Annotated in this window: 24 protein-coding genes; 12 read left to right on the plus strand and 12 right to left on the minus strand. The window is 54.7% G+C overall.

Annotation, left to right across the window (positions count from 1 at the left end):
- Window positions 1–106 precede the first annotated feature (106 nt).
- From F7R27_RS17800 to F7R27_RS17830, 7 genes are all read left to right on the plus strand, one after another.
- A complete protein-coding gene (locus tag F7R27_RS17800) occupies window positions 107–1,051 on the plus strand; it encodes a dihydrodipicolinate synthase family protein (protein WP_151705620.1) in 945 nt (314 codons plus the stop codon).
- 378 nt (window positions 1,052–1,429) lie between these two features.
- Complete coding sequence (locus tag F7R27_RS17805; protein ID WP_151705621.1) at window positions 1,430–2,074, plus strand: ABC transporter permease; 645 nt, start codon at window positions 1,430–1,432, stop codon at window positions 2,072–2,074.
- A gap of 30 nt (window positions 2,075–2,104) precedes the next feature.
- On the plus strand, window positions 2,105–3,268 hold the full coding sequence (locus F7R27_RS17810; protein WP_151705622.1) for an ABC transporter ATP-binding protein: 1,164 nt from the start codon (window positions 2,105–2,107) through the stop codon (window positions 3,266–3,268).
- Window positions 3,269–3,280: 12 nt separating this feature from the next.
- Window positions 3,281–4,012 (plus strand): ABC transporter permease, encoded by a 732-nt coding sequence (locus tag F7R27_RS17815; RefSeq protein WP_151705623.1) that lies wholly within the window; start codon window positions 3,281–3,283, stop codon window positions 4,010–4,012.
- Window positions 4,013–4,182: 170 nt separating this feature from the next.
- Complete coding sequence (locus tag F7R27_RS17820; RefSeq protein WP_151705624.1) at window positions 4,183–5,094, plus strand: glycine betaine ABC transporter substrate-binding protein; 912 nt, start codon at window positions 4,183–4,185, stop codon at window positions 5,092–5,094.
- A gap of 64 nt (window positions 5,095–5,158) precedes the next feature.
- Window positions 5,159–5,992 carry a nitrilase-related carbon-nitrogen hydrolase gene (locus F7R27_RS17825; protein ID WP_151705625.1) on the plus strand — a complete coding sequence of 278 codons (834 nt, stop codon included), beginning with the start codon at window positions 5,159–5,161 and terminating at the stop codon, window positions 5,990–5,992.
- A 9-nt stretch (window positions 5,993–6,001) separates the two neighbouring features.
- Window positions 6,002–7,363: an MmgE/PrpD family protein gene (locus F7R27_RS17830; RefSeq protein WP_151705626.1), complete on the plus strand. Its 1,362-nt coding sequence runs from the start codon at window positions 6,002–6,004 to the stop codon at window positions 7,361–7,363.
- Between the two features lie 273 nt (window positions 7,364–7,636).
- Here F7R27_RS17830 and F7R27_RS17835 read toward each other — a convergent pair whose 3' ends face one another.
- Both F7R27_RS17835 and F7R27_RS17840 read right to left on the minus strand, forming a co-directional pair.
- Window positions 7,637–8,530: an amidohydrolase family protein gene (locus F7R27_RS17835; RefSeq protein WP_151705627.1), complete on the minus strand. Its 894-nt coding sequence runs from the start codon at window positions 8,528–8,530 to the stop codon at window positions 7,637–7,639.
- Between the two features lie 137 nt (window positions 8,531–8,667).
- The gene (locus F7R27_RS17840) at window positions 8,668–9,558 is read right to left on the minus strand and encodes an alpha/beta hydrolase (RefSeq protein WP_151705628.1); all 891 of its coding nucleotides are present in this window, start codon (window positions 9,556–9,558) and stop codon (window positions 8,668–8,670) included.
- A gap of 124 nt (window positions 9,559–9,682) precedes the next feature.
- Between F7R27_RS17840 and F7R27_RS17845 the strand changes: the two genes are divergently transcribed.
- Together F7R27_RS17845 and F7R27_RS17850 are read left to right on the plus strand one after the other, a co-directional pair.
- Window positions 9,683–10,648: a GlxA family transcriptional regulator gene (locus tag F7R27_RS17845; RefSeq protein WP_240776432.1), complete on the plus strand. Its 966-nt coding sequence runs from the start codon at window positions 9,683–9,685 to the stop codon at window positions 10,646–10,648.
- A gap of 316 nt (window positions 10,649–10,964) precedes the next feature.
- Complete coding sequence (locus F7R27_RS17850; RefSeq protein ID WP_151705629.1) at window positions 10,965–11,180, plus strand: glycine zipper 2TM domain-containing protein; 216 nt, start codon at window positions 10,965–10,967, stop codon at window positions 11,178–11,180.
- 109 nt (window positions 11,181–11,289) lie between these two features.
- On the opposite strand, the gene F7R27_RS17855 is transcribed toward F7R27_RS17850, so the two are convergent.
- The 4 genes from F7R27_RS17855 to hexR all read right to left on the minus strand — a co-directional run bounded on the left by F7R27_RS17855 (window position 11,290) and on the right by hexR (window position 13,999).
- Window positions 11,290–11,748, minus strand: a complete 459-nt coding sequence (locus F7R27_RS17855) for a GAF domain-containing protein (protein ID WP_151705630.1) — start codon at window positions 11,746–11,748, stop codon at window positions 11,290–11,292.
- Between the two features lie 69 nt (window positions 11,749–11,817).
- Window positions 11,818–12,594, minus strand: coding sequence for a pseudouridine synthase (locus tag F7R27_RS17860; protein WP_338088415.1), 777 nt, complete (start codon window positions 12,592–12,594; stop codon window positions 11,818–11,820).
- A gap of 113 nt (window positions 12,595–12,707) precedes the next feature.
- Window positions 12,708–12,917: a PA3496 family putative envelope integrity protein gene (locus F7R27_RS17865; protein ID WP_151705632.1), complete on the minus strand. Its 210-nt coding sequence runs from the start codon at window positions 12,915–12,917 to the stop codon at window positions 12,708–12,710.
- Between the two features lie 191 nt (window positions 12,918–13,108).
- The gene (hexR, locus tag F7R27_RS17870) at window positions 13,109–13,999 is read right to left on the minus strand and encodes a transcriptional regulator HexR (protein ID WP_206060558.1); all 891 of its coding nucleotides are present in this window, start codon (window positions 13,997–13,999) and stop codon (window positions 13,109–13,111) included.
- A gap of 175 nt (window positions 14,000–14,174) precedes the next feature.
- Here hexR and F7R27_RS17875 point away from each other — a divergent pair, with 175 nt between their 5' ends.
- From F7R27_RS17875 to F7R27_RS17885, 3 genes are read left to right on the plus strand one after another with little or no spacing between them, the layout of a single operon-like run.
- Window positions 14,175–14,780, plus strand: a complete 606-nt coding sequence (locus F7R27_RS17875; protein ID WP_151705633.1) for a YjaG family protein — start codon at window positions 14,175–14,177, stop codon at window positions 14,778–14,780.
- A gap of 2 nt (window positions 14,781–14,782) precedes the next feature.
- Window positions 14,783–15,037 carry a hypothetical protein gene (locus tag F7R27_RS17880; protein WP_240776434.1) on the plus strand — a complete coding sequence of 85 codons (255 nt, stop codon included), beginning with the start codon at window positions 14,783–14,785 and terminating at the stop codon, window positions 15,035–15,037.
- Window positions 15,038–15,075: 38 nt separating this feature from the next.
- Window positions 15,076–15,507, plus strand: a complete 432-nt coding sequence (locus tag F7R27_RS17885) for a hypothetical protein (protein WP_151705635.1) — start codon at window positions 15,076–15,078, stop codon at window positions 15,505–15,507.
- Here F7R27_RS17885 and phoR read toward each other — a convergent pair.
- The 6 genes from phoR to pstB form a co-directional block, all read right to left on the minus strand.
- A complete protein-coding gene (gene phoR, locus F7R27_RS17890) occupies window positions 15,499–16,824 on the minus strand; it encodes a phosphate regulon sensor histidine kinase PhoR (RefSeq protein ID WP_151705636.1) in 1,326 nt (441 codons plus the stop codon). The two genes, F7R27_RS17885 and phoR, sit on opposite strands and share 9 nt — an antisense overlap.
- A 61-nt stretch (window positions 16,825–16,885) precedes the next feature.
- The gene (phoB, locus tag F7R27_RS17895; RefSeq protein ID WP_151705637.1) at window positions 16,886–17,581 is read right to left on the minus strand and encodes a phosphate regulon transcriptional regulator PhoB; all 696 of its coding nucleotides are present in this window, start codon (window positions 17,579–17,581) and stop codon (window positions 16,886–16,888) included.
- 129 nt (window positions 17,582–17,710) lie between these two features.
- The gene (ubiA, locus tag F7R27_RS17900) at window positions 17,711–18,589 is read right to left on the minus strand and encodes a 4-hydroxybenzoate octaprenyltransferase (protein ID WP_151705638.1); all 879 of its coding nucleotides are present in this window, start codon (window positions 18,587–18,589) and stop codon (window positions 17,711–17,713) included.
- A gap of 20 nt (window positions 18,590–18,609) precedes the next feature.
- On the minus strand, window positions 18,610–19,155 hold the full coding sequence (locus F7R27_RS17905; protein ID WP_151705639.1) for a chorismate--pyruvate lyase family protein: 546 nt from the start codon (window positions 19,153–19,155) through the stop codon (window positions 18,610–18,612).
- Between the two features lie 148 nt (window positions 19,156–19,303).
- Window positions 19,304–20,062 (minus strand): phosphate signaling complex protein PhoU, encoded by a 759-nt coding sequence (gene phoU / locus F7R27_RS17910; RefSeq protein WP_151705640.1) that lies wholly within the window; start codon window positions 20,060–20,062, stop codon window positions 19,304–19,306.
- Window positions 20,063–20,090: 28 nt separating this feature from the next.
- Window positions 20,091–20,861, minus strand: coding sequence for a phosphate ABC transporter ATP-binding protein PstB (gene pstB / locus F7R27_RS17915; protein WP_240776436.1), 771 nt, complete (start codon window positions 20,859–20,861; stop codon window positions 20,091–20,093).
- Window positions 20,862–20,925: the final 64 nt, after the last annotated feature.

Raw genomic sequence — 20,925 nt, forward strand, 5'->3', positions numbered from 1 at the left:
TCTTCTATAAATTGTATAAAATATACAATATTAATCGAATCAACCGACATCTGTCGCGAGCGCTATAATCGAGCCTCGTCTGACCCAACCTAACGAAGGTAGAGCCATGAACGATACTATTTTTAACGGCTGCATCCCCGCCCTGATGACGCCCTGTACGCCAGCGCGCAAACCCGATTTTGATGCATTGGTAGCCAAGGGCCGTGAGTTGATTGATATAGGCATGAGTGCAGTTGTCTATTGTGGCTCTATGGGAGACTGGCCGTTACTGACCGAAGGGGAACGACAGGAAGGCGTCGCTCGGCTGGTGGCGGCCGGTGTTCCGACGATTGTAGGCACAGGGGCCGTGAACAGTCGTGAGGCTGTCTCTCACGCTGCCCATGCCGCAGCGGTAGGTGCACAGGGTTTGATGGTGATTCCGCGTGTATTGTCACGGGGCACATCAGTGTCTGCGCAAAAAGCGCATTTCTCAGCCATTCTGAATGCGGCCCCTGCTCTGCCAGCCGTGATTTACAACAGCCCCTACTATGGCTTTGCCACCCGCGCCGATCTGTTCTTTGAGTTGCGTGAGCAGCATCTAAACCTGATTGGATTCAAGGAGTTCGGTGGGGCTGCGGATCTGCGTTATGCGGCGGAGCATATCACTTCAAAGGATGAGGCGGTGACGCTGATGGTCGGGGTCGATACCACTGTGTTTCATGGTTTCGTTAATTGCGGTGCGACAGGAGCCATCACAGGTATCGGCAACGCCCTGCCACGGGAGGTGCTACAACTGGTTGCCCTGTGCAGGAAGGCAGCCGAGGGGGATGTGCAGGCACGTCGCCTGGCTCTGGAACTGGAATCAGCGCTGGGTGTGCTCTCCTCCTTTGATGAGGGCGCGGATCTGGTGCTCTACTATAAGTATCTGATGGTGTTGAACGGAGACGAGGAGTACGCCCTGCACTTCAATGAGACGGATGCGTTGAGCCAGTCACAGCGCCACTATGCTGAAAACCAGTACCGCCTGTTCCGCAGTTGGTATGAGCAGTGGTCGGCATCACTGAATGGCTAAGTGGCGACTAAGTAAAACGTCGATAACTATTCCCGATGACATTACGGTCATAGTGGCTCAATTGTCGCCATTGATTACTGGTAATTATTCAAAACGGCATCCCTGTTCAGGGGTGCCAGCCCTCCAGCCTTACCCTATCTGTCAATCCTGAAGGCTATCCAGACAAGCCATCCAGACAAGCCATCCAGGCAATCTCTTCTGATCTCTATTACTCTGACGCTGATATAGCAGCGTCGCATTTTTATCTATTTATGTCGTATATTTTCGGTTTCCTCTGACACCCAAAGGGTACTTTAATCAGACACCTTTAGGGCGGTGCAGAGGGAACTGGCAGTCCTGTGATAACAATAATGAAACCGGGTAGAAAGAGGTGTTCCCTTGGACATTATCAACTTTCTGATGCAGAACATCGATCTGCTGCTGAAACTGACGCTGGAGCATATCTCTCTGGTGGCGGTAGCGGTGGGTCTGGCAACCCTGACGGGTGTGCCGATCGGAATCGCAATCACGCAGAATGAGCAGGCTGCCAGAGTGGTGCTCTATATTGCGTCAATCATCATCACCATTCCATCGATTGCCCTGTTCGGCATCATGATTCCTGTTCTCTCCATCATCGGGCATGGCATCGGCTATCTGCCTGCAGTGATTGCGGTGCTGCTCTACTCGCAGCTGCCGATCATTCGCAACACCTATACCGCGATCAATAATGTCAGTCCGGCACTGCGTGAGGCCGCGCGAGGTATCGGCATGAGTCCGTTACAGCGCTTGCGCATGGTCGAAATTCCCTTGGCGATTCCGGTCATCATGGCCGGTGTCAGAACCGCTGTGGTGATGAATATCGGAGTGATGGCGATTGCGGCCTATATCGGTGCCGGTGGTCTGGGAGTCCTGATCAGTCGGGGTATCAGCCAGAGTGACCCGCGACAGCTGATCGTCGGTGCGATCGCTGTCAGCATTCTCGCAATTATTGCCGACTATGCGCTGCTCTGGCTGCAGCGTCGCCTGACCCCTCGGGGCATCTGAATACCGAATTCACGTTTGCAGGAAAGAAAAATGATAACCATCGATAACCTGACAAAGATTTTTGAAACCGAGAATGGCCCTGTCACTGCAGCTGACCATATCAGTATGGAGGTACCGGAGGGGGAGATCTGTGTACTGCTTGGTCCATCCGGTTGTGGCAAGACAACCACGCTGAAGATGGTGAACCGCATCGTCCCGCCTACGTCCGGACGGGTGCTGATCAATGGTGAGGATACCACGGGACTGAACACCGTCGATCTGCGACGCCAGATAGGCTATGTGATTCAGCAGATAGGACTCTTCCCGAATATGACCATTGAAGAGAACATCAGCGTGGTGCCGCGCCTGCTGGGCTGGGATAAGGCTCGTTACAAAGCGCGGGCGACAGAGCTGCTGGATATGGTGGCACTGGACCCGTCGATCTTTCTCAAACGCTATCCGCGTGAGTTGTCGGGTGGGCAGCAGCAACGGGTGGGGGTGATCCGTGCCCTGGCGGCTGATCCGCCGGTGATGCTGATGGATGAGCCCTTCGGTGCGATAGATCCGATCAACCGTGAGATTATTCAGGATGAGTTCCTGAAAATGCAGAAGGAGCTGCGCAAGACCATCATGTTCGTCAGCCACGATATTGATGAAGCGGTGAAGATGGCCAATCGGATTGCGATCTTCCGCACCGGTAAGTTGGTGCAGTATGACACGCCGGATAATCTGCTGGCGCATCCGATCGATGACTTTGTCGAGAGCTTTGTCGGTGATGATCGCGCCCTTAAGCGGCTGAGGCTGGTGCGGGTCGGCCAGGTAATCGAACAGTCGGCACCCTCTGTACGCATGGGGGATTCACTGGAGCATGCGTTCCGCCTGATGGAGCAGCACGGCTATACCCAGGCCATTGTTCTGGTGAACGAACAGCAGCAGCCGATCGGCTATGTCTCACGAGCTGTGGCTCAGACGACTCAGGGATTCTGCGGTGAGCATTACTTCGGTCTGAAGGCGACGGCCCATATCGAGGATGATCTGCGCAAGGTGGCTTCACTGATGTTCAACCATGACACCACCTGGTTGCCCTGCACTGATTCGACGGGGCGCTTTGTCGGCCAGGTCACTCAGCGTGGAGTCACCCATTATCTGGGTGCAACCTATCATGCACAGTCGGATACGGCTGCTCTGAAACATGTCGCTGCGCAGGCAGAATAGGGGAGACAACATATGTATTTCCCACGTTTCAAGCCGTTGTTTCTGCTCGCTCTGCTGGTGTTGGTGTTCCTGTCTGGCGTGATCATAGAGCGCAACAATTGGCTGGCGCAGTTTCTGTTTTACTCGGAAGACATCATCTATCTGACGGGTCAGCATATTGAGCTGGTCGTGATTTCGGGTGGACTGGCGATTCTGATCGGGGTGCCGCTGGGCATAATCTTGAGCCGTCCGAGTGTCCGGTATCTGGCTGAGTCGGCGATGCAGGTGCTGAATATCGGTACCACGATCCCGACGCTGGCGATTCTGGCGCTGTCGATGAGTTTTCTGGGTATCGGCATGGTACCGGCAGTGTTTGGCCTGACCATAGCGTCACTGCTGCCGATCGTGCGCAACAGTTATACCGGGCTGCTGGAAGTGCCGGCACACCTCAAGGAAGCGGCCGCCGGCATCGGCATGACGCCCCTGCAGATGCTGCTTCGGGTTGAGATACCCAACGCTCTGTATGTGATGTTTGCCGGTATCCGTACCGCCCTGGCGATCAATGTCGGCACTGTTCCGCTGGCCTTCCTGATTGGTGGTGGCGGCCTAGGCGAGCTGATCTTCACCGGTATAGACCTGAATCGACCGATCATGATGCTGGCGGGTGCGATTCCCACCGCGCTGCTGGCCATCCTGGTCGATATGCTCGTCGCCATCTGTGCCTGGCTGATTGTGCCCAAAGGGGTCAATCCGCTGCGCAACTGAGGCTGTAATACGACACACCCCGGTGAACAGCTGAGTCCATCAGCCAGTCACTGGGTAGCAACAACCTGAACCCGTTGCTTCATCGCGATGTGCCTGCATAGACAAGCAGTCGGTAGTGAAATTACGGATTCAGCAACAAGATAACAACAAGATATCAACAGGAGATTCACATGCACAAACTGATCAAGCCTTTCATTAAACCTCTCATTAAGCCTCTGGGTATAACCCTTGCGGCCATGAGCATGAGCTTCGGTGCGATGGCATCCAGTCTGGTGGTGGGCGGCAAGAACTTTACCGAACAACAGATACTGACCGAGATGACTGCTCAGTATCTGGATCATCTGGGTTATTCCGTGCAGCGTCGCGGTGGTATGGGCAGTGCCGTGTTGCGTGCGGCTCAGGAGAATGGCCAGATCGATCTTTACTGGGAGTATACCGGTACCTCGCTGCTGAACTACAACCAGGTGGAGGAGAAACTGGATACCCCCGAAGCCGTGTATGAAAAAGTGCGTGAGCTGGATGCGCAGAAGGGGCTGGTCTGGCTGAACCCGTCACGGGCGAACAACACCTATGCACTGGCGGTCCGTCAGGTGGATTCGGTGCTGAAAAACATGCACACATTGAGTGATCTGGCGGCTGCAATCAACAGTGGTGAAAAACTGGTGCTGGCATCCAATGCTGAGTGGTATGCGCGTGATGACGGTCTGCGACCACTGCAGGAAACCTACGGTTTTGAACTGCCGCGCAGCCAGGTCAAGCGCATGGATTCGGGCCTGACCTATGTCGCACTGCGTGAGCAGCAGGTGGATGTGGCACTGGTGTTTGCAACAGATGGTCGTATCCCGGCATTCGACTTCGTGATCCTTGAGGATGACAAGGGCTTCTTCCCGGACTATGCCATCACGCCTGTGGTGCGACAGGATACGCTGGACAAGAACCCCGAGCTGGCTGATCAGTTGAATGCACTGTCGGCGAAGATCGACAATGACATCATGGCAACCTTGAATGCCCGTGTTGATGTTGAGCGCCAGGCGATAGAAGCGGTAGCGGAAAACTTCCTGCGCGAAGCAGGTCTGCTCTGAAGGATCATCAGGTGCACCGGGCTTATGCCCGGTTTTTTCGTTTATGGCTTTATGAGGAGGTTTAATGAGCCAATTGAATGTCGCCGTTGCTCAGATCAATCCGCAGCTATGCGAACTGGATGCAAATCTTGCCATGCATCATGACTGGATAAGACAGGCAAGAGAGCTGCAGGCTGAGTTGCTGCTGTTTCCAGAACTGTCGCTGACAGGCTATCAGGTGGGGCGGCGTACGCCAGCGATGGCGATGAAGCGAGATGATCCCAGACTGCAGGCGCTGGCCAGAGAAAGTGGTGATATGGTCAGTTGGGTAGGGTTTATCGAGTCTGCCGGTCCGGGTGAATATTACAACGCCATGGCTGCGTTGCAGCAGGGGCATGTGATTGGGGTGCATCGCAAGCTGAACCTGCCGACCTATGGCGGGCTGGAGGAGGGCAAGTGGTTCCATGCCGGGCAAGATCTCGACCTTTACTCCTGTGCATCAGACTGGCAAGCCGCCTGCATGATCTGCGCGGATATGTGGAATCCGGCGCTGGTGCACTGTGCCATGCTACAACGACCGGACCTGCTATTGTCACCAGCTAATTCAGCTTCAGCCATAGTGAGTGATCACTTTTCAAATGAGCAGAACTGGGCGGTCAATCTGCAGTTCTATGCCATGATCTACGGCATGCCGGTGCTGATGGCAAACCGCTATGGCCCGGAAGGTGATGCGCACTTCTGGGGTGGCAGCCGTATTCTTGGTCCTCGAGGCGAGATACTGGCATTGGCGGAAGATCAGGAGTGTCTGATCATGGCACAACTGGATGCCGAGCAGACCGCCGCAGCCCGCTTTGATCATCCGGCAATCCGCGATGCTAATACCGCGCTGGTTCAGCGCCTGCTGAAAACGATCGGCTGAGGAAAGAACATGACCCCGATGGTTAGTTTCATTCATCAGTTGGATTTCGAGCATTTACCCCCCTCAGTGGTGGAGCAGGCAGGTGTATGTCTGATGGATCTGCTGGGCGTCGCGGTAGCGGGTCATGGCACTCGCCTGAGCCAGATAATGGAGGCGTTTGTCTGCAGTCAGTATCCCGGCGATCTGCCGCTGTTGTTCAGTAATCAGCGCGCCAGTGCCTGTGGTGTAGCGCTGTTTGGAGGTACACTGATTGATAGTATCGATGCACATGATGGCCAGGCGCTGACCAAAGGGCATGCCGGTGTCGCCCTGCTGCCAGCGCTGGTGGCCTGTGCGCAGGAGCGTATATTCACGGGCAGGTCTTTGATGGACACAGCCTTGACGGGCAGGGAGTTTGTGACAGCGCTGGTGCTGGGATACGAGATCGCCACCCGTGCCGGTATCGCCCTGCACGCGATGGCCAGTGATTACCATACCTCAGGTGCCTGGAATGCGCTGGGTGTGGCAGCGGTGGCTGCAAGGTTGCTTGATCTTGATCCAGCACAGACATATGAGGCGTTGGGAATTGCCGAGTTTCATGGTCCGCGCAGTCAGATGATGCGCTGTATCGAATATCCAACCATGCTCAAGGATGGATCGGGCTGGGGAGCTCTGGCGGGAATGAGTGCGGCGTTGTTGGCCCAGTCTGGATTTACCGGATCTCCGGCAGTGACCCTGATGAGGCATGAAGTGGCGCCGATCTGGCAGGATCTGGGACAGCGCTGGTATATTCTTGAACAGTACTTCAAGCCCTACCCAGTCTGTCGCTGGGCGCAGCCTGCCGTGGAAGCTGTGCGCGCATTGCGATCTGCTCATAGGTTTGACCCGATCGATATCGTACAGATTCATATCCATACTTTTCACGAAGCGGCATCACTGCATACACGTTTGCCTGAGACCACTGAGCAGGCCCAGTATAGCCTGCCCTTTTCGGTTGCCTGTGCGTTAATGGACGACACCATTACCATACAAGCGATCGCAGAAACAGCGCAGGGCCTGCAGCACCCGTTGCGTCGGCAGTTAAGCCAGTGCGTTGTAATGCATGAGGTGGATGGCTATAACGCCCGTTTTCCGGCCGAGAGATGGGCCCATGCCAGGCTGTTGCTCAAGAATGGCCGAGAGTTGATCTCTAAACCCTGTACTGCACGAGGTAATCCGGAAAATCCTCTACCTCGGCATGAGTTGATCGACAAGTTCAGATCACTTCTGGCAACGAGTGCCTTGGCTGATCTTTCAGATACATTGCATATAAAATGTTTAAATATGGCGAACCTTGATGCGGACCAGTTGCGTGCCTTTCTGCAGTTGTTGCAACAGCCTGCACGCCTCTGAGCTGGTCGCTTTCCTGAATCACACACCGCCTGCTTCTGGCATTACTGGCAATTGCTCCTGAAAAGAAAAGGGGTCACCCATAAGAAGGAAAAGGGGTCGAAAAGGCGAAAAGGGGTCGGCGAAAAGGGGTCAGGTACATTTACGGTGAGCCGTAAATGTACCTGACCCCTTTTCCCTGCGTTACCAGCATACTGTCCACCCCGGAGATAAAAAAGCCCGCACATGGCGGGCAAAGGCAGACATTATTCAGGGCAGGGAGGACCTGAACAACACTCAGAAGCCATAGAGGCGGGCGGGGTTATCCACAAGAATCTTCTGTTGCAGATCGGCATCCGGTGCCCAGTCGACTAGGGCATCCATCAGGTCGCCATCGTTCGGCATCGCTTTTGGGGTGTCTGGATGGCTGAAGTGCGGATGTGGCCAGTCCGATCCCCACAGGCAGCGATCTGCATTTGCGGCGATGAGGGCCTGAGCGAAAGGCCTGACATCCGTATAGGGTGGCAAGGCTTCGCCACTGATGCGATAAGCCCCAGACAGCTTGACCCAGGTATTCCCCTGTTGCAGCAGGCGCAGCAGGCTCTGAAAACCCGGATCATCAATACCCTTGCTGCAGGGCATATGTCCCATATGATCGATCACCACCGGAACCGGCAAGGCCGCAATACGCTGCTCCAGATCGGCATAGTCAGAGACATCGATCAGAAACTGCAGATGCCACCGGCGCTCAGCCAGACGTTGCGCCAGATGCTCGACATCCGACCAGGCAATGCCACCCTTGAACAGGAGGTTCATCCGTATGCCACAATGTCCACTCTGTTGCAGCAGATCCAGCTCCTGCTCGCTGACATCGGCGTGTACCACGGCCACCCCTTTATATTGTTTACCCATCTGTCGCAGATAGAGCAGCGTGTCGCTTTGCAGGCTGTTGTCGGTGCCATACACACTGGGTTGAACCAGCACACCGCGCTCTATGCCCAGTTGCCGGTGCAGATGCAGGTAGGCACCCACGCTGGCATCAGGCGGAGTATAGGTGCGATGAGGAGTATAGGTATAACGACTGGCTGGCCCGAAGACATGGGCATGAGTATCCGTGGCACCCGGTGGCAGTCGCCTTTGAGGTTGCTTCGGGAAAGGGTCGGCGGCTTCACAGACAGGGATGCTGCTCATCTTGAGTACTCCTCATACACGCCAGTGATTCAGAAACAGTTGCTCAGAAAAATGGCTCAGAAACAGTGATTCAGAAAAATGGTTCAGACAAACCGGTGATGGCTGCCGCTCATTGGCAGCCATCACCGGAGAGAGAATCAGACGTTAGCGCTGACCCAGCTGGCGATATGGCCGGAGAAGCGGATAAAGCGTGGATCTTCATCCAGCATCCACTCGGTATGACCGCCGCCTTCGAGCAGGAACAACTCTTTAGGGCCCGGGTAGATGGCATAGAGGGATTTGGCCTCAGTGACCGGGTGCAGATCATTCTCGGCACCATGTGCAATCAGCAGCGGGATGCTGGCATAGCGCTCATCCAGATGTTTCTCAGGACAGAAGCTGATCAGCGAATCGGCAAAATCGAAGGTGGATGTCACACCGTAGCCAGGTGCCTTGACCAGCTCGGTGAAGACATATTCGCGGCTGACGGGGTCCAGCGGATAGATATCAAAAGGATCAATCCCCTTGGGCTCACCACCCTTGGACAGGCGCAGCCGCTCTTCGGCCATGAACTGCTTGAAGGCTTTCCAGCCATGCTCGCCACGAAGCGCTTTCTGGACGCGGACCGCATCAAAGAAACCATTCATGCTGACCAGTGCATCGATCTGATCTTCGCACAGACGGAAGGCATCCAGAATCAGGCCACCGGCCATACCCCAGCCAGCCAGTACCACCTTGCGACCCTCTGCCTGAGCGCGTTCATGCACAATGGCGACGACGCTGGCGATGTCGCGGACCTGCTCTTCGATCAGTACACGCTCACGCACCCCTTCAGACTCACCGAAACCCCGATAGTCAAAGCCGAATACGGTGAACCCTTTAGGTGTGAACGCACGGGCGTAACGTTCCGGGTGGATATTTTTCTGTCCGGTGAAGCCGCTGCAGACAATAATGATCGGCAGGTTCGGCTGGCTGTTCTGCTCGTCGGTAAAGAAGGCGCCGTCGAGTTTCAGACCGTCGCTGGTGAAGCTGATTTTTTGTTCTTTCATGGTGATTACAGTCCTGAGTACGGTGTTGTGTTGTCGTTACTGGTACCTATAATGGCGGATAGAGAGGCGTTTATTTTTAAATATTCCGACATTATTGATTAAATTGCCGACGTCAGGAGCCCCTGTGAGCAGTGAAGCCTTTGCAGATGAGACAGAGCATTTCGGTTTCTTTCTGCTCCCTGAATTTTCCATGATCTCCTTCGCAGCAGCGGTGGACCCTTTGCGCATGGCCAATCGCATGAGCGGGCGTCCACTCTATGCCTGGCACTTCTATGGTTTGAATGATGAGCCCGTGCGCTGCAGTAATGGTGTGGTGATCCCGCCGACGCGCAAGATGGAAGATCTGGAGGGGTTGGACTGCATGTTCGTGGTCGCGGGGATCGGTGCCCATCAGTTGGATCAAGAGCCTCTGTTCAAGTGGCTGCGTAGTCTGAAGCGCCGAGGCATGAGTCTCGGTGCTACCTCGACCGGTAGTTTGCTGCTGGCTCGCGCCGGTCTACTGAAAGGCAAGACCTGTACCATCCACTGGGAAAACCGCGACAGTCTGCAGGAGATGTTTCCCGACCTGATCGTGACGGAAGAGCTGTATGAGCTGGATGGTAAGGTGATGACCTGCTCCGGCGGTCTGGCAGGGCTGGATATGATGCTGCAACTGATCGGTCTGCGCCATGGCGAGGCGCTGGCGCAGGATGTGGCGGAGCAGTGTATCCACCCTGATATCCGGCCGGCACATGACAAGCAGCGGATGAAACTGCAGTTGCGTTATCATGCCAATCATCCGCGTCTGCTGAAGGCGCTGGAGCTGATGCGGACACATGTTGAAGAGGCATTGACGATCGATCAGATCTGCAGCCGAATAGGTTTGTCATCGCGTCAGTTGGAACGTCTGTTCAGGCAGTATCTGGAGGAAACCCCCGCACAATACTATATGGCCCTTCGGCTTGAGCGTGCCCGCCATCTGTTGCAGCAGTCATCCCTGTCGGTCCTGCAGATTGCCGATGCCTGCGGTTTCAGTTCCACCTCCTATTTTTCTCGCTGCTATCGGCAGCATTTCGGCAATACGCCGCGTGAGGAACGCTCGGCCGGATGACCGGAGTGCCTTAAACGGTCAGATTAAATCCATGAGCAGCCCAGCTCCAGTTAGACATAACACCCTATGGCCAGAGGTACACAGATCTTGGCTTTGTTATCTGGGGCAAAACAAAAACATACCGCATGAACTTAGGCTTGGTGATCAGAGTCCAATCTCTATGGAGCTGAATTATCCAGGGAGTGGAAGGGGTTATGTGTGCAAGTGTGCAGGCATGAGTCCAATGCATAACAACAGAACCGGATACGATCAGACCTGGCGGTCAGACATTTTGAGTACAGCCGTCGCATGATAGTAACCTTATATAGGTAACATGATGAAAACACTACACAAAGGATTGCTCAGTATATTGGTTGCTGTGCTTTTTATAGGTCTGACAGGGTGCAACAACCTATCCAAGCGTGACCAGAACATGGTGATAGGCGCTGGGGTGGGTGCTGTAGGTGGCGCTGTATTGACTGGCGGCAGTACCCTTGGCACGGTGGGTGGCGCTGCAGTGGGTGGTTATATCGGCCGCGAAATCAACAGGTAATCAGGCGCCGGACAGCAGTCGAGCCAGCGGGTCACCTCTTCAGTGAGCCGCCAGCACTGGCCGGGTGCATTCCTGAGTTTCTTACTCCCTGTTAAACAGGGATCAATTCTCAGACCAGACTCTGTTCAAATCGCGTAACCAGCAGTGCAAGCCCATCCTGATCAGTCTGATCGAAACGGGCCAGGATGGGGCTGTCGATATCCAGAACCGCAATAATCTTACCCTTGCAACGCACAGGCAGAACAATTTCTGATTCACTGGCGGCATCACAGGCAATGTGGCCGGGGAAGGCGTGTACATCCTCCACGCGCTGTATTTCGCCTGTAGCGACAGCCGTCCCGCAGACGCCTTTCCCGACAGGTATCCGAACACAGGCAACCTGCCCCTGGAAAGGACCCAATACCAGCTCATCGCCGCGTAAAATATAGAAGCCTGCCCAGTTGAGATCCGGCAGATTGTGGTAGATCAGGGCGCTGAGGTTGGCCATGTTGGCAATCTGATCCGTTTCACCTGCCAGCAGGGCATCGGCCTGTTGCAGCAGCAGGTCGTAAGCAGCGGATTTGGACATCGAAACGCTCTCCATTCAGTAATCATCCATCCAGAAAACAGCCTGTCTGAACAAGGCAGCCAGAGTACTCTACCTTCGGTTTGGACGGCAATCCAGTGCGCCGATCTCTTCAACAGTGAGAAAACGCCACTCTCCCGGGTTGAGGTCAGGATCCAGTGCTACAGTTCCGATTCGCTCGCGATGCAGGGCTGTTACTTTGTTATCCACAGCGGCAAACATGCGTCGAATCTGATGATAGCGCCCTTCATGGATGGTCAGGCGCGCCTCACGAGGGGCCAGTAACTCCAGTTGTGCGGGCCGGGTTGTGAGATCTTCGAAGGCAAAGTAGATCCCTCTGGCAAAAATATCTTTGGTTGCTGGCGAAATAGGATCTCGCGTCGTGACGTGATAGGTTTTCGCCAAACCGGTATCCGGCAGTGAAAGGTGTCGTGACCAGTGTCCATCGTTGGTCAGCAGCAGTAATCCGGTGGTGTTGAAGTCCAGTCGACCCGGCAGGTGCAGCTGATCCTTCCAGGGCTGATCGAGATAATCCATCACTGTCGGATGTTCGGGGTCGGTTGTAGCACTTACACAGCCGGCAGGTTTGTGCAGCATGACATGATAGCGAGGCTGGCCGAGCTGCAGCGTTTCAGCTTCACCAGATGTGGATAACAACGCGATATGGCTGAAAATACCCACAGGATACAATGCATCGATTACAATACAGCCATTCACGCATACACGCTGCTCGCGCAACAACTGGCGTGCTGATTTTCGGCTGAGGTGAGGCTGATTACTCAAGAATCGATCGAGGCGCATGCAGTGCATTGTATAGGGCGAACAGCAGCCAAGGCCAGCAGGTGCCATCGCTTGGAATAAAGGAAGGTATACAGGCACCACGTTCTGCGGGCTTTCAGGCAGATGCAGTGCCTTATTGCTCTGATACGACGGCTTTCGTTCAGAGGAGGCGTATTACGATGCTAGTCGTCGGTTTCGAACCAGCAGTCTTCATCAATGAAGGTGGCCAGTTGCCTCTCTTCGCGCCTTCGCTCTATAGCGCGACGGGCTTCCAGCAGGCGTCGTGATGCGTGCTGTTTGCGTTTGTTCTGCTCCTCTATGTCGAATCCAACCATGATGTCGAAAACTTCGGTCTGAAGTGGGTTCAGATCCTGCTCTTTCCGTATCAGCATAGCACTCGCTCCGATCAACTGTTCGCAGACGTTGATAGCGATCGCATCATAATGATCGCTTACCTGCGATACTTGCGTTAGACCATTTTTTAACCTATTCGAGATTAAAAATCAAATTCAGCTATATCCTGCGACTGAATATGAGAGCAAGGGTAGCGCTTAAATATTGCACAATGATGAAAGGGCAGCGATCAGTCGTTGGATTCCTGACCGCGCCGGACCGGGAGCAGGCGATCGTTCTGACGCAGACTGCGCAGACTGCGCTTGATCGTCTTCAGGTGGTCGAAGAGTGCCGGTCCCAGCTTCATTGCGACACCGACAGCAAGAATATCGATCACCACCAGATGCACAACGCGAGAGGACATCAGAGTGCTGAGATCCTTGTCCTCCTCGACATCGACATGGATCGGGATGGTGGCGAGTTCCGCCAGAGGGGTGGTGCCGGGGCAGAGGGTGATAACGGTGGCTCCGGCTTCCTTGACCAGCTTGACCGTGTGCAGCAGGTCTTTGGTGCGGCCTGTCTGGGAGATAGCCACGACAACATCACCCCGAGTCAGCGTCAGAGCCGAGATGGTCTGCATGTGCGGATCGGAATAGGCGGCAGCGGAGATCATCAGGCGATAGAACTTGTGTTGGGCGTCGGCACAGACGGGAGCCGATGCGCCGAATCCATAGAACTCAACACGGTTGGCCTTGGCCAGCACATCGATCGCTTCTTCGAGGGTTTCCGGATCGAGCTGCTCACGGATATTGATCAGGTTACCGATCATCGAATCGAAGATCTTCTGCTTGAACTCAATGACGGTGTCTTTGGTATCGAGGGAGAACTTCTCAAAGCTGGTGTTACTGGCCAGACCCTGTGCCAGTGTCAGCTTGAAATCCTGAAAACCATCGTAGTTCAGCGCACGGCAGAAACGGACGACCGTCGGCTCGCTGACATTGGCTTCTGAGGCCAGATCGACGATACGCATATGGATCACTTCATGAGGATTGGCGAGTACATAATCAGCCACTTTTTGCTCTGATTTACGCAGCTTGTCCTTTGAATCGGCAATCGACTTGAGGAGATTGAAGGAGTTCAACTCTAATACCCGTAAGATCAATCTGTTATCAAACAGCCAGTATAGCAATGAAATCAGGTTGCGCATAATCCGAAAAAGCATCGGAATTTCAGCTGTTTTTGGTTTGTGACTATGGATTATGTGGGCAAATCCGTACAATAGCGCTTAAACCCAAGGATACACATCGGAGAACCTGATGAAAGAGTGGCAGGAACTGGAACACCAACTCGAACAATTCAAGCCCTGGCAGCTGACTGCCTGTGCGGTGGCGTTCACTGAGCGGATGTTTCCCAATTTTTCGCTCTTCTCCAAACTTCTGTCATTTGGTGACAGCGATAAACTGCGCCAGGTTCTGAATGCCCTTTGGGATCAGTTTACAGGCTCCGGTGCACGCATGAATTTCGAAGTGCAGCTGGATCATGTTGAAGCCAATATGCCCTCGCTGGAAGAGTACGACATGTATGGTGCCATGCCGGCGCTGGATGCTGTGGTAGCGCTCTACTCCACACTGGTGACAGTGCTGGAGGAAGATCCGCAGGAGGTGCTCAGTATTATCCAGCTGTCACAGGAATCGGTGGCCACCTTCATTGAGGTCAATCATGCCGATCCGCAGATGTCGGATATCGAACTGGTACGCTTTATCTCCACCCATGAGCTGATGATGGATGAAGAGGCCTTCCGCGAAGAGGTACTGGAGCGAGTGTCACATCAGGTGAATCCGGATAAAGCCTTTATCAGCCAACTGCGCGAGCTGGCCGAGAATCAGGGTATCAGCAATATCGGAATAAGCGACGACGAGTGATGATGCGTATTGGTCTGTTTCTGCTGGTCGTGCCGGGGTTGCTGTTGATGCTGGTATTTTTCCAGGAGCATACGGCGGTGACAGCCTGCGTTGAATCCGGTGGCTCCTATGATTATCTCGAGAGTTTATGTGATAGCGAGCGCTCACATCCATTTGTGCCGATGCTGATCCGCAGGCCCTTGCTGGTGAATGGTTCGTTGCTGCTTTGCTGTGCAGGGCTTTTGATGACGCTGGTGGCGCTGTATCGTCGTCGCTGATCCCCTGAAATCATTTTGAAAATCCAAGAAGATGACACATGCGTAAAAAAATCTGGATTGGCATCGCTTTTCTGGTGCTGTTGCTGGTTGTACTGGTCAAACTGCTGGGGCCTGGCTGGCTGGAACGTTTCAATACCGAGCGCCAGCAGGAAGCGCAGGAAGCAAGGCAGTCAGGACTGGCGTTTGGTCAACAGGCGGATCAGATGCAGTGTCTGAATCAGGCGCTGACCGATTTCACCAGCTGCAGCGGTTCAGGCTGCACCATTAAACAGGGCGTGTTTCTGAAAGCCTGTTGGGAAAATGCCAGTCAGACGGAAGGTTTCTGTGAGGATGTTCCCGCTTTTGAAGAGAAACCCAATGAGGAGGCCAAGGAGTGGGCCAAACATAGCTGCTGGGCACGCAATATTCCCGGTGAAGGGTGTCGTCTGCTGATGCGCCAGCGTCAGCAACTGTGTACCCAGTCAGACTGACTCATCTACCTCTTCCCTGTCGAGCATCTCACTGGGGATCAGCATATCGCTTGGGAAGTGGCAGCAGAAGGTGCTGCCCTTGCCAACTTTACTCTTGATACTGAGTTTGGCGCCATGTCGCACCAACACATGCTTGACGATGGACAACCCCAGCCCGGTGCCGCCACTTTCACTTGAACGCCCTTCATCGACACGATAAAAGCGCTCGGTCAGGCGGGGGATATGAATTGACTCTATCCCCAGCCCATTGTCTTCGACACAGAGCTTGCCACCTTTGTTGTCCACCTGCCAGCTGATCAGAATATGACTGCCTGCTGGTGTGTAGCGTACGGCATTGAACACCAGGTTGGAAAAGGCGCTGTGCAGCTCCAACTCCTGACCCAGCAGGTCATATCCCTGCTCCAGTCGCAGCTCGATATGATGTGAGTTTTCGCCACTTAGAACCTGGGCATCGCGCTGAATCTGCTGCAACATCTGCTGGATATCCACAGGATGTTCATCACTGACGTGTTGACTCGATTCAAGGCGTGACAACAACAGCAGATCCCTGACCAGCCCCTCCATACGCTGTGTCTGCTTCTCCATCTGGCTCAGGCCGCGCAGAATCGGTGGTGGCAACTCCTGATCCAGAAAGGTTTCAATATACCCGCGCATCACTGTCAATGGGGTTCTCAGCTCATGTGAGGCGTTGGCGACGAATGTCTGTCGCGTCTGCTCCAGGCGTTTCAGGCGGGTGATGTCTCTTGCGACCAGCAGCCGGTCCCCCTCACCAAAGAGTGTGATGGTATACAGCAGGTCCATCTGCTGATGGCGCGGAGATGGCAGCTCCAGAGATTCACTGTAGTTGCCTTTGCGATAGTAGCGGATAAAACGCGGGTCACGCAGCAGGTTAAGGACCGATTTGCCGCGATCAGCGCGGGCCTTGAAGCCCAGCAGGCGCTCGGCTGAGCGGTTCCACCATTCCAGATTGTTGCGTTTGTCTATGATCACAACAGCATCGCTGAGCGCAGCGGATGAGTGCTGGAAACGCTTGATCACCTGCTGCAACGCATGCTCCTTGTTTCTGGCGGTGCGCTGCATGCGGTACAGACCATCCAGCAGATCTCCCCAGGCACCCTTGGCCAGTGGGGGTTCGGAGCCATCTTCGCGTTTCAGCCAGGCCATCACCTTGCTGAATTGCCAGATCTGAAATCCGGCCCAGCCAAGCACTGCCAGCAGGGCACTGCTGATTGGATAGCCCAGTAGCCAGCCGATCAGCAGCGCGACACCCAGTGTCGTCAGCAGGCTGTAGAGCATCAAATGCCTGGATTGGTACATGCTACGCAGTTCCCGGTGTCAGTGGCGTGGCGGCAGTCTGGTTACTGAAGTGACAGTCACTTCAACTGGTCTGTGAAGAGAAGCGGTAACCTGTGCCTCGAACGGTCTGTATCAGGTAGTCGTGACGCTCACCCAGCGCTTTGCGAAGTCGTCTGATATGGACGTCAACCGTGCGCTCTTCGACGTATACGTTACCGCCCCAGACCATATCCAGCAACTGGCTTCTGGAATATGCACGGTCCTGATGTGTCATGAAGAACTGCAGCAGACGAAATTCGGTGGGGCCGAGCTCCACGGCCTTGCCATCTGCCATGACACGATGTGAGCCGGGATCCAGTGTCAGCTCGTCCACGCTGACTGGCTCCTCTATCCCCTTGGGGGTGGCTCTGCGCAGCACAGCCTTGAGGCGAGCCACCAGCTCGCGGGGTGAAAAAGGCTTGGTAATATAGTCATCCACACCTATCTCCAGCCCCTGTATCTTGTTGTCCTCTTCCGCCTTGGCGGTGAGCATGATGATCGGAATATCGGCGGTGGTTTCATCCTTGCGCAGCCGTCTTGCGAACTCTATGCCGCTGCTGCCTGGCATCATCCAGTCCAGCAGCACCATATCGGGTTTGTTATCCACAATCAGGGCGTGTGCCTCCTGACTGTTGCTGGCTTCCATGCAGTCATAGCCTGCCATTTCCAGGGCTACAGCGATCATCTCTCTGATGGGCGCTTCGTCGTCAATGATCAGGACTCTTTTTGCAACAGACATCGGTTAAGCCTCATACCTGAATAGTAACGCACTCTATTACAAGACGTTTCTGTTACATAAATATGACAGCTGATACAAAAGAAACCACTTCTTTTATATTTGATGTATTAATCGCCGCTTAATGCGTGTTTACACCAGGGCGTAATGCAGCACGATACCGATCAGAACAGCCAGTTCGGCCAGATGGTTGTTGAGGAAAGCCTTGAAGCAGGGATCGCGCTCCCGCTCACGGATAAGGTACTGCTGATACACGAAAAAACCAGCTGCAATGACCAGCCCTGCATAGAACCAGATGCTCATCTCAAGGTGCAGGCCGGTCAGGATCAGTATTACCAGAGCCGCCAGTTGCAGCAGGCCGATGATCAGCCTGTCGGCCCGTCCAAACAGAATCGCCGTTGATTTCACGCCGATCTTGAGGTCATCATCCCGATCCACCATCGCATATTGGGTGTCGTAGGCAACGGTCCAGAGGATCTTCGCCAGATACAAAAGCCAAGCGGCCAGCGGCAGGGATTCACCGGCTGCGGTAAAGGCCATGGGGATCGCCCAGCCGAAGGCCGCGCCCAGCACCACCTGTGGCCAGTGGGTATAGCGCTTCATGAAGGGATAGGTGAACGCCAGTGCCAGACCGACCAGCGACATCAACAGAGTCATGGTGTTGGTGAAGAGCACCAGCACGAAGGCCAGCAGCATCAACCCGGCAAACAGCAGCAAGGCTTCACGCTCGCCGACCAGCCCGGTGGCAAGCGGGCGCTGTGCGGTACGTTTGACATGGCCATCGATATGTCGATCGGCATAGTCGTTGATCACACAACCGGCCGAGCGGGTCAGGAACACGCCCAGAGTGAAAATCAGCAGCAGCTTCAGACTGGGCAGGCCATCGGATGCGATCCACAGCGCCCAGAGTGTGGGCCAAAGCAGCAGCCAGGTGCCTATCGGCCGGTCGGCTCGCATCAGGCGGATGTAGGCAGACAGTTTCTGACGAAGTGGTGAGGTTGCGTGATCCATTCTTTCGCGCCGGTTCAGGTTCAGAGAGGGTATTGTACGCGCTGCAGCGGCGGCAGAAAAACCTCGCACACCAGCAGCGGCTTCTCGCTCAGATAAAACAGCGAACGTCGTGCCCAGAGTTCACCCAGTTCAGGGCTGTGAAGACGACAGACTTGCAACGGACCGCGGCGCATATCAGGATCCTTGAACAGCACAGCCCCCAGGGAGGTGGCACCAAGATGACGCAGTTGCCGATGTCGGCCAGTGAGTGTTTCCTCAGGGATAACGGAGCGGGCATAGACCCAGGGTTCGCCCTGGCCGAGCAGTTCCACTTCGCGGATGATCGCCACCTGACGGCCGGGCATTCCCAACACACGAGCTTCGCTGGCGCTGGGACACCCCCAACCCTGTTCCAGCAGACGCACACTGAATTGGTTATGGCTGGCACGCGTCAGTCGCAGCGTCAGCGAGCCGCGATCACAGAGCCAGTTACGCCATTGCCAGGGCACCAGGTTGCGTCGGGCAGCGGTAATCCAGTGCTGTCCGGCCAGGTTATGTGTCAGAAGATGTCGAATCGATGAGGTCATGAACAGGTCGCCCAACAAGATGCACGCGAGTGTAGCATTTTGAGTGCAGGGGCAGTAAGCGGGAGATTAAATTAGTTGCGGTTCGAAACGATCAGCAAAGGTTCACTGTCTGGCGCCCAACGCTCGCCAGACAGTGAGGAGGGCTTGCTCAGTTGCCTTCAGACAGGTCAGTCTCATCATCCGGAGACTCGTCACGTACTGTATGCTTGAGCTCCTTGAGGCTGGTGTGGCGCACATCGGTACCGCTGACCTGGTAGACCAGATGTTCAGCCAGATTACGTGCATGATCGCCGATCCGCTCGAGGCTGCGCAGCACCCAGATCACGTTCAGTACCAGTGAGACGGAGCGAGGGTCTTCCATCATGTAGGTCACCAGTGAGCGCAGTGCCGTGCGATACTCCTGATCCACATTTTTGTCCTGCTTGGCCACCTTGTAGGCCAGTTCCAGATCACTGCGCGCGAAGGCGGTCAGTACATCCTTGACCATGTTGGAAACCAGTGAGCCGACATGACGCACCTCCTGATAGCCGCGGGGTGAGGTACCATTCTCGACAATCTCAATCGCATGCTTGCAGATACGGCTGGCTTCATCGCCCATCCGCTCCAGGTCATGGATTGAGCGGCTGATGGATACGATCAGGCGCAGGTCGCTGGCCGTGGGCTGGCGGATCGCGATCATCTTGGTGCACTGTTCGTCGATGGTCAGCTCCATCTCATTGGTCTGCTTATCGACACGGATCGATTTTTCGGCCAGTTCGGCGTTGTTGGTCACAAGTGCTTCGACAGCGTCACTGACCTGCCGCTCGACCACGCCACCCATCGCCAGCATCTGAGTGCGGATCTGCTCCAGCTCCTCATTGAAGCGGCGGGAAATATGGCGTGAATAGTTGTCTTTTCCGGGTTCCATTCTCTGATTCCCCTGTTGAATAATTTAATTAACCGTAACGACCGGTGATGTAGTCTTCGGTCTGTTTTTTGTCCGGATTGGTGAACAGGGTATCGGTATCACCATATTCGATCAGATCACCCATATACATGAAAGCTGTGTAATCCGACACACGGGCCGCCTGCTGCATGTTATGCGTGACGATCACGATGGTGTAATCGTTCTTCAGATCGTTGATCAGCTCTTCGATCTTCAGTGTCGATATCGGGTCCAGAGCCGATGCTGGTTCATCCAGCAGGATAACTTCAGGCTCAATGGCGATGGCGCGGGCAATCACCAGCCTCTGCTGCTGTCCACCGGACATGCCGAAAGCGTTGTCCTGCAGGCGGTCCTTAACCTCGTCCCACAGGGCGGCAGAGCGCAGTGAGCGTTCAACCACTTCATCCAGTACGCGCTTGGAGTTGACGCCCTGCAGGCGCAGGCCATAGGCGACGTTCTCATAGATCGATTTTGGAAAGGGGTTCGGCTTCTGGAATACCATGCCGATACTGCGACGCAGTTCGGCAACATCGACCTGACGATCATAGATATTCTGGCCATCCATCAGAATCTCGCCTTCGATGCGGCAGATATCCACCAGATCGTTCATGCGGTTGAAACAGCGCAGCAGCGTGGATTTACCACAACCTGACGGACCGATAAAGGCAGTCACACGCTTTTCGGGAATCGTCAGGTTGATGTTTTTCAGTGCCTGATCATTGCCGTAATAAAGGTTGAGATTCTTTACCTCAACCTTGGTTTTTTCGTCTGCCAGTGACATCGCTTCACGTTCTACGCCACCACGTGCCTGGGCTGCAGAAATGGATACTGAATGGGTACCGGTT

The organism is Nitrincola alkalilacustris (assembly GCF_008973755.1).
Taxonomy (GTDB): Bacteria; Pseudomonadota; Gammaproteobacteria; order Pseudomonadales; family Balneatricaceae; genus Nitrincola; species Nitrincola alkalilacustris.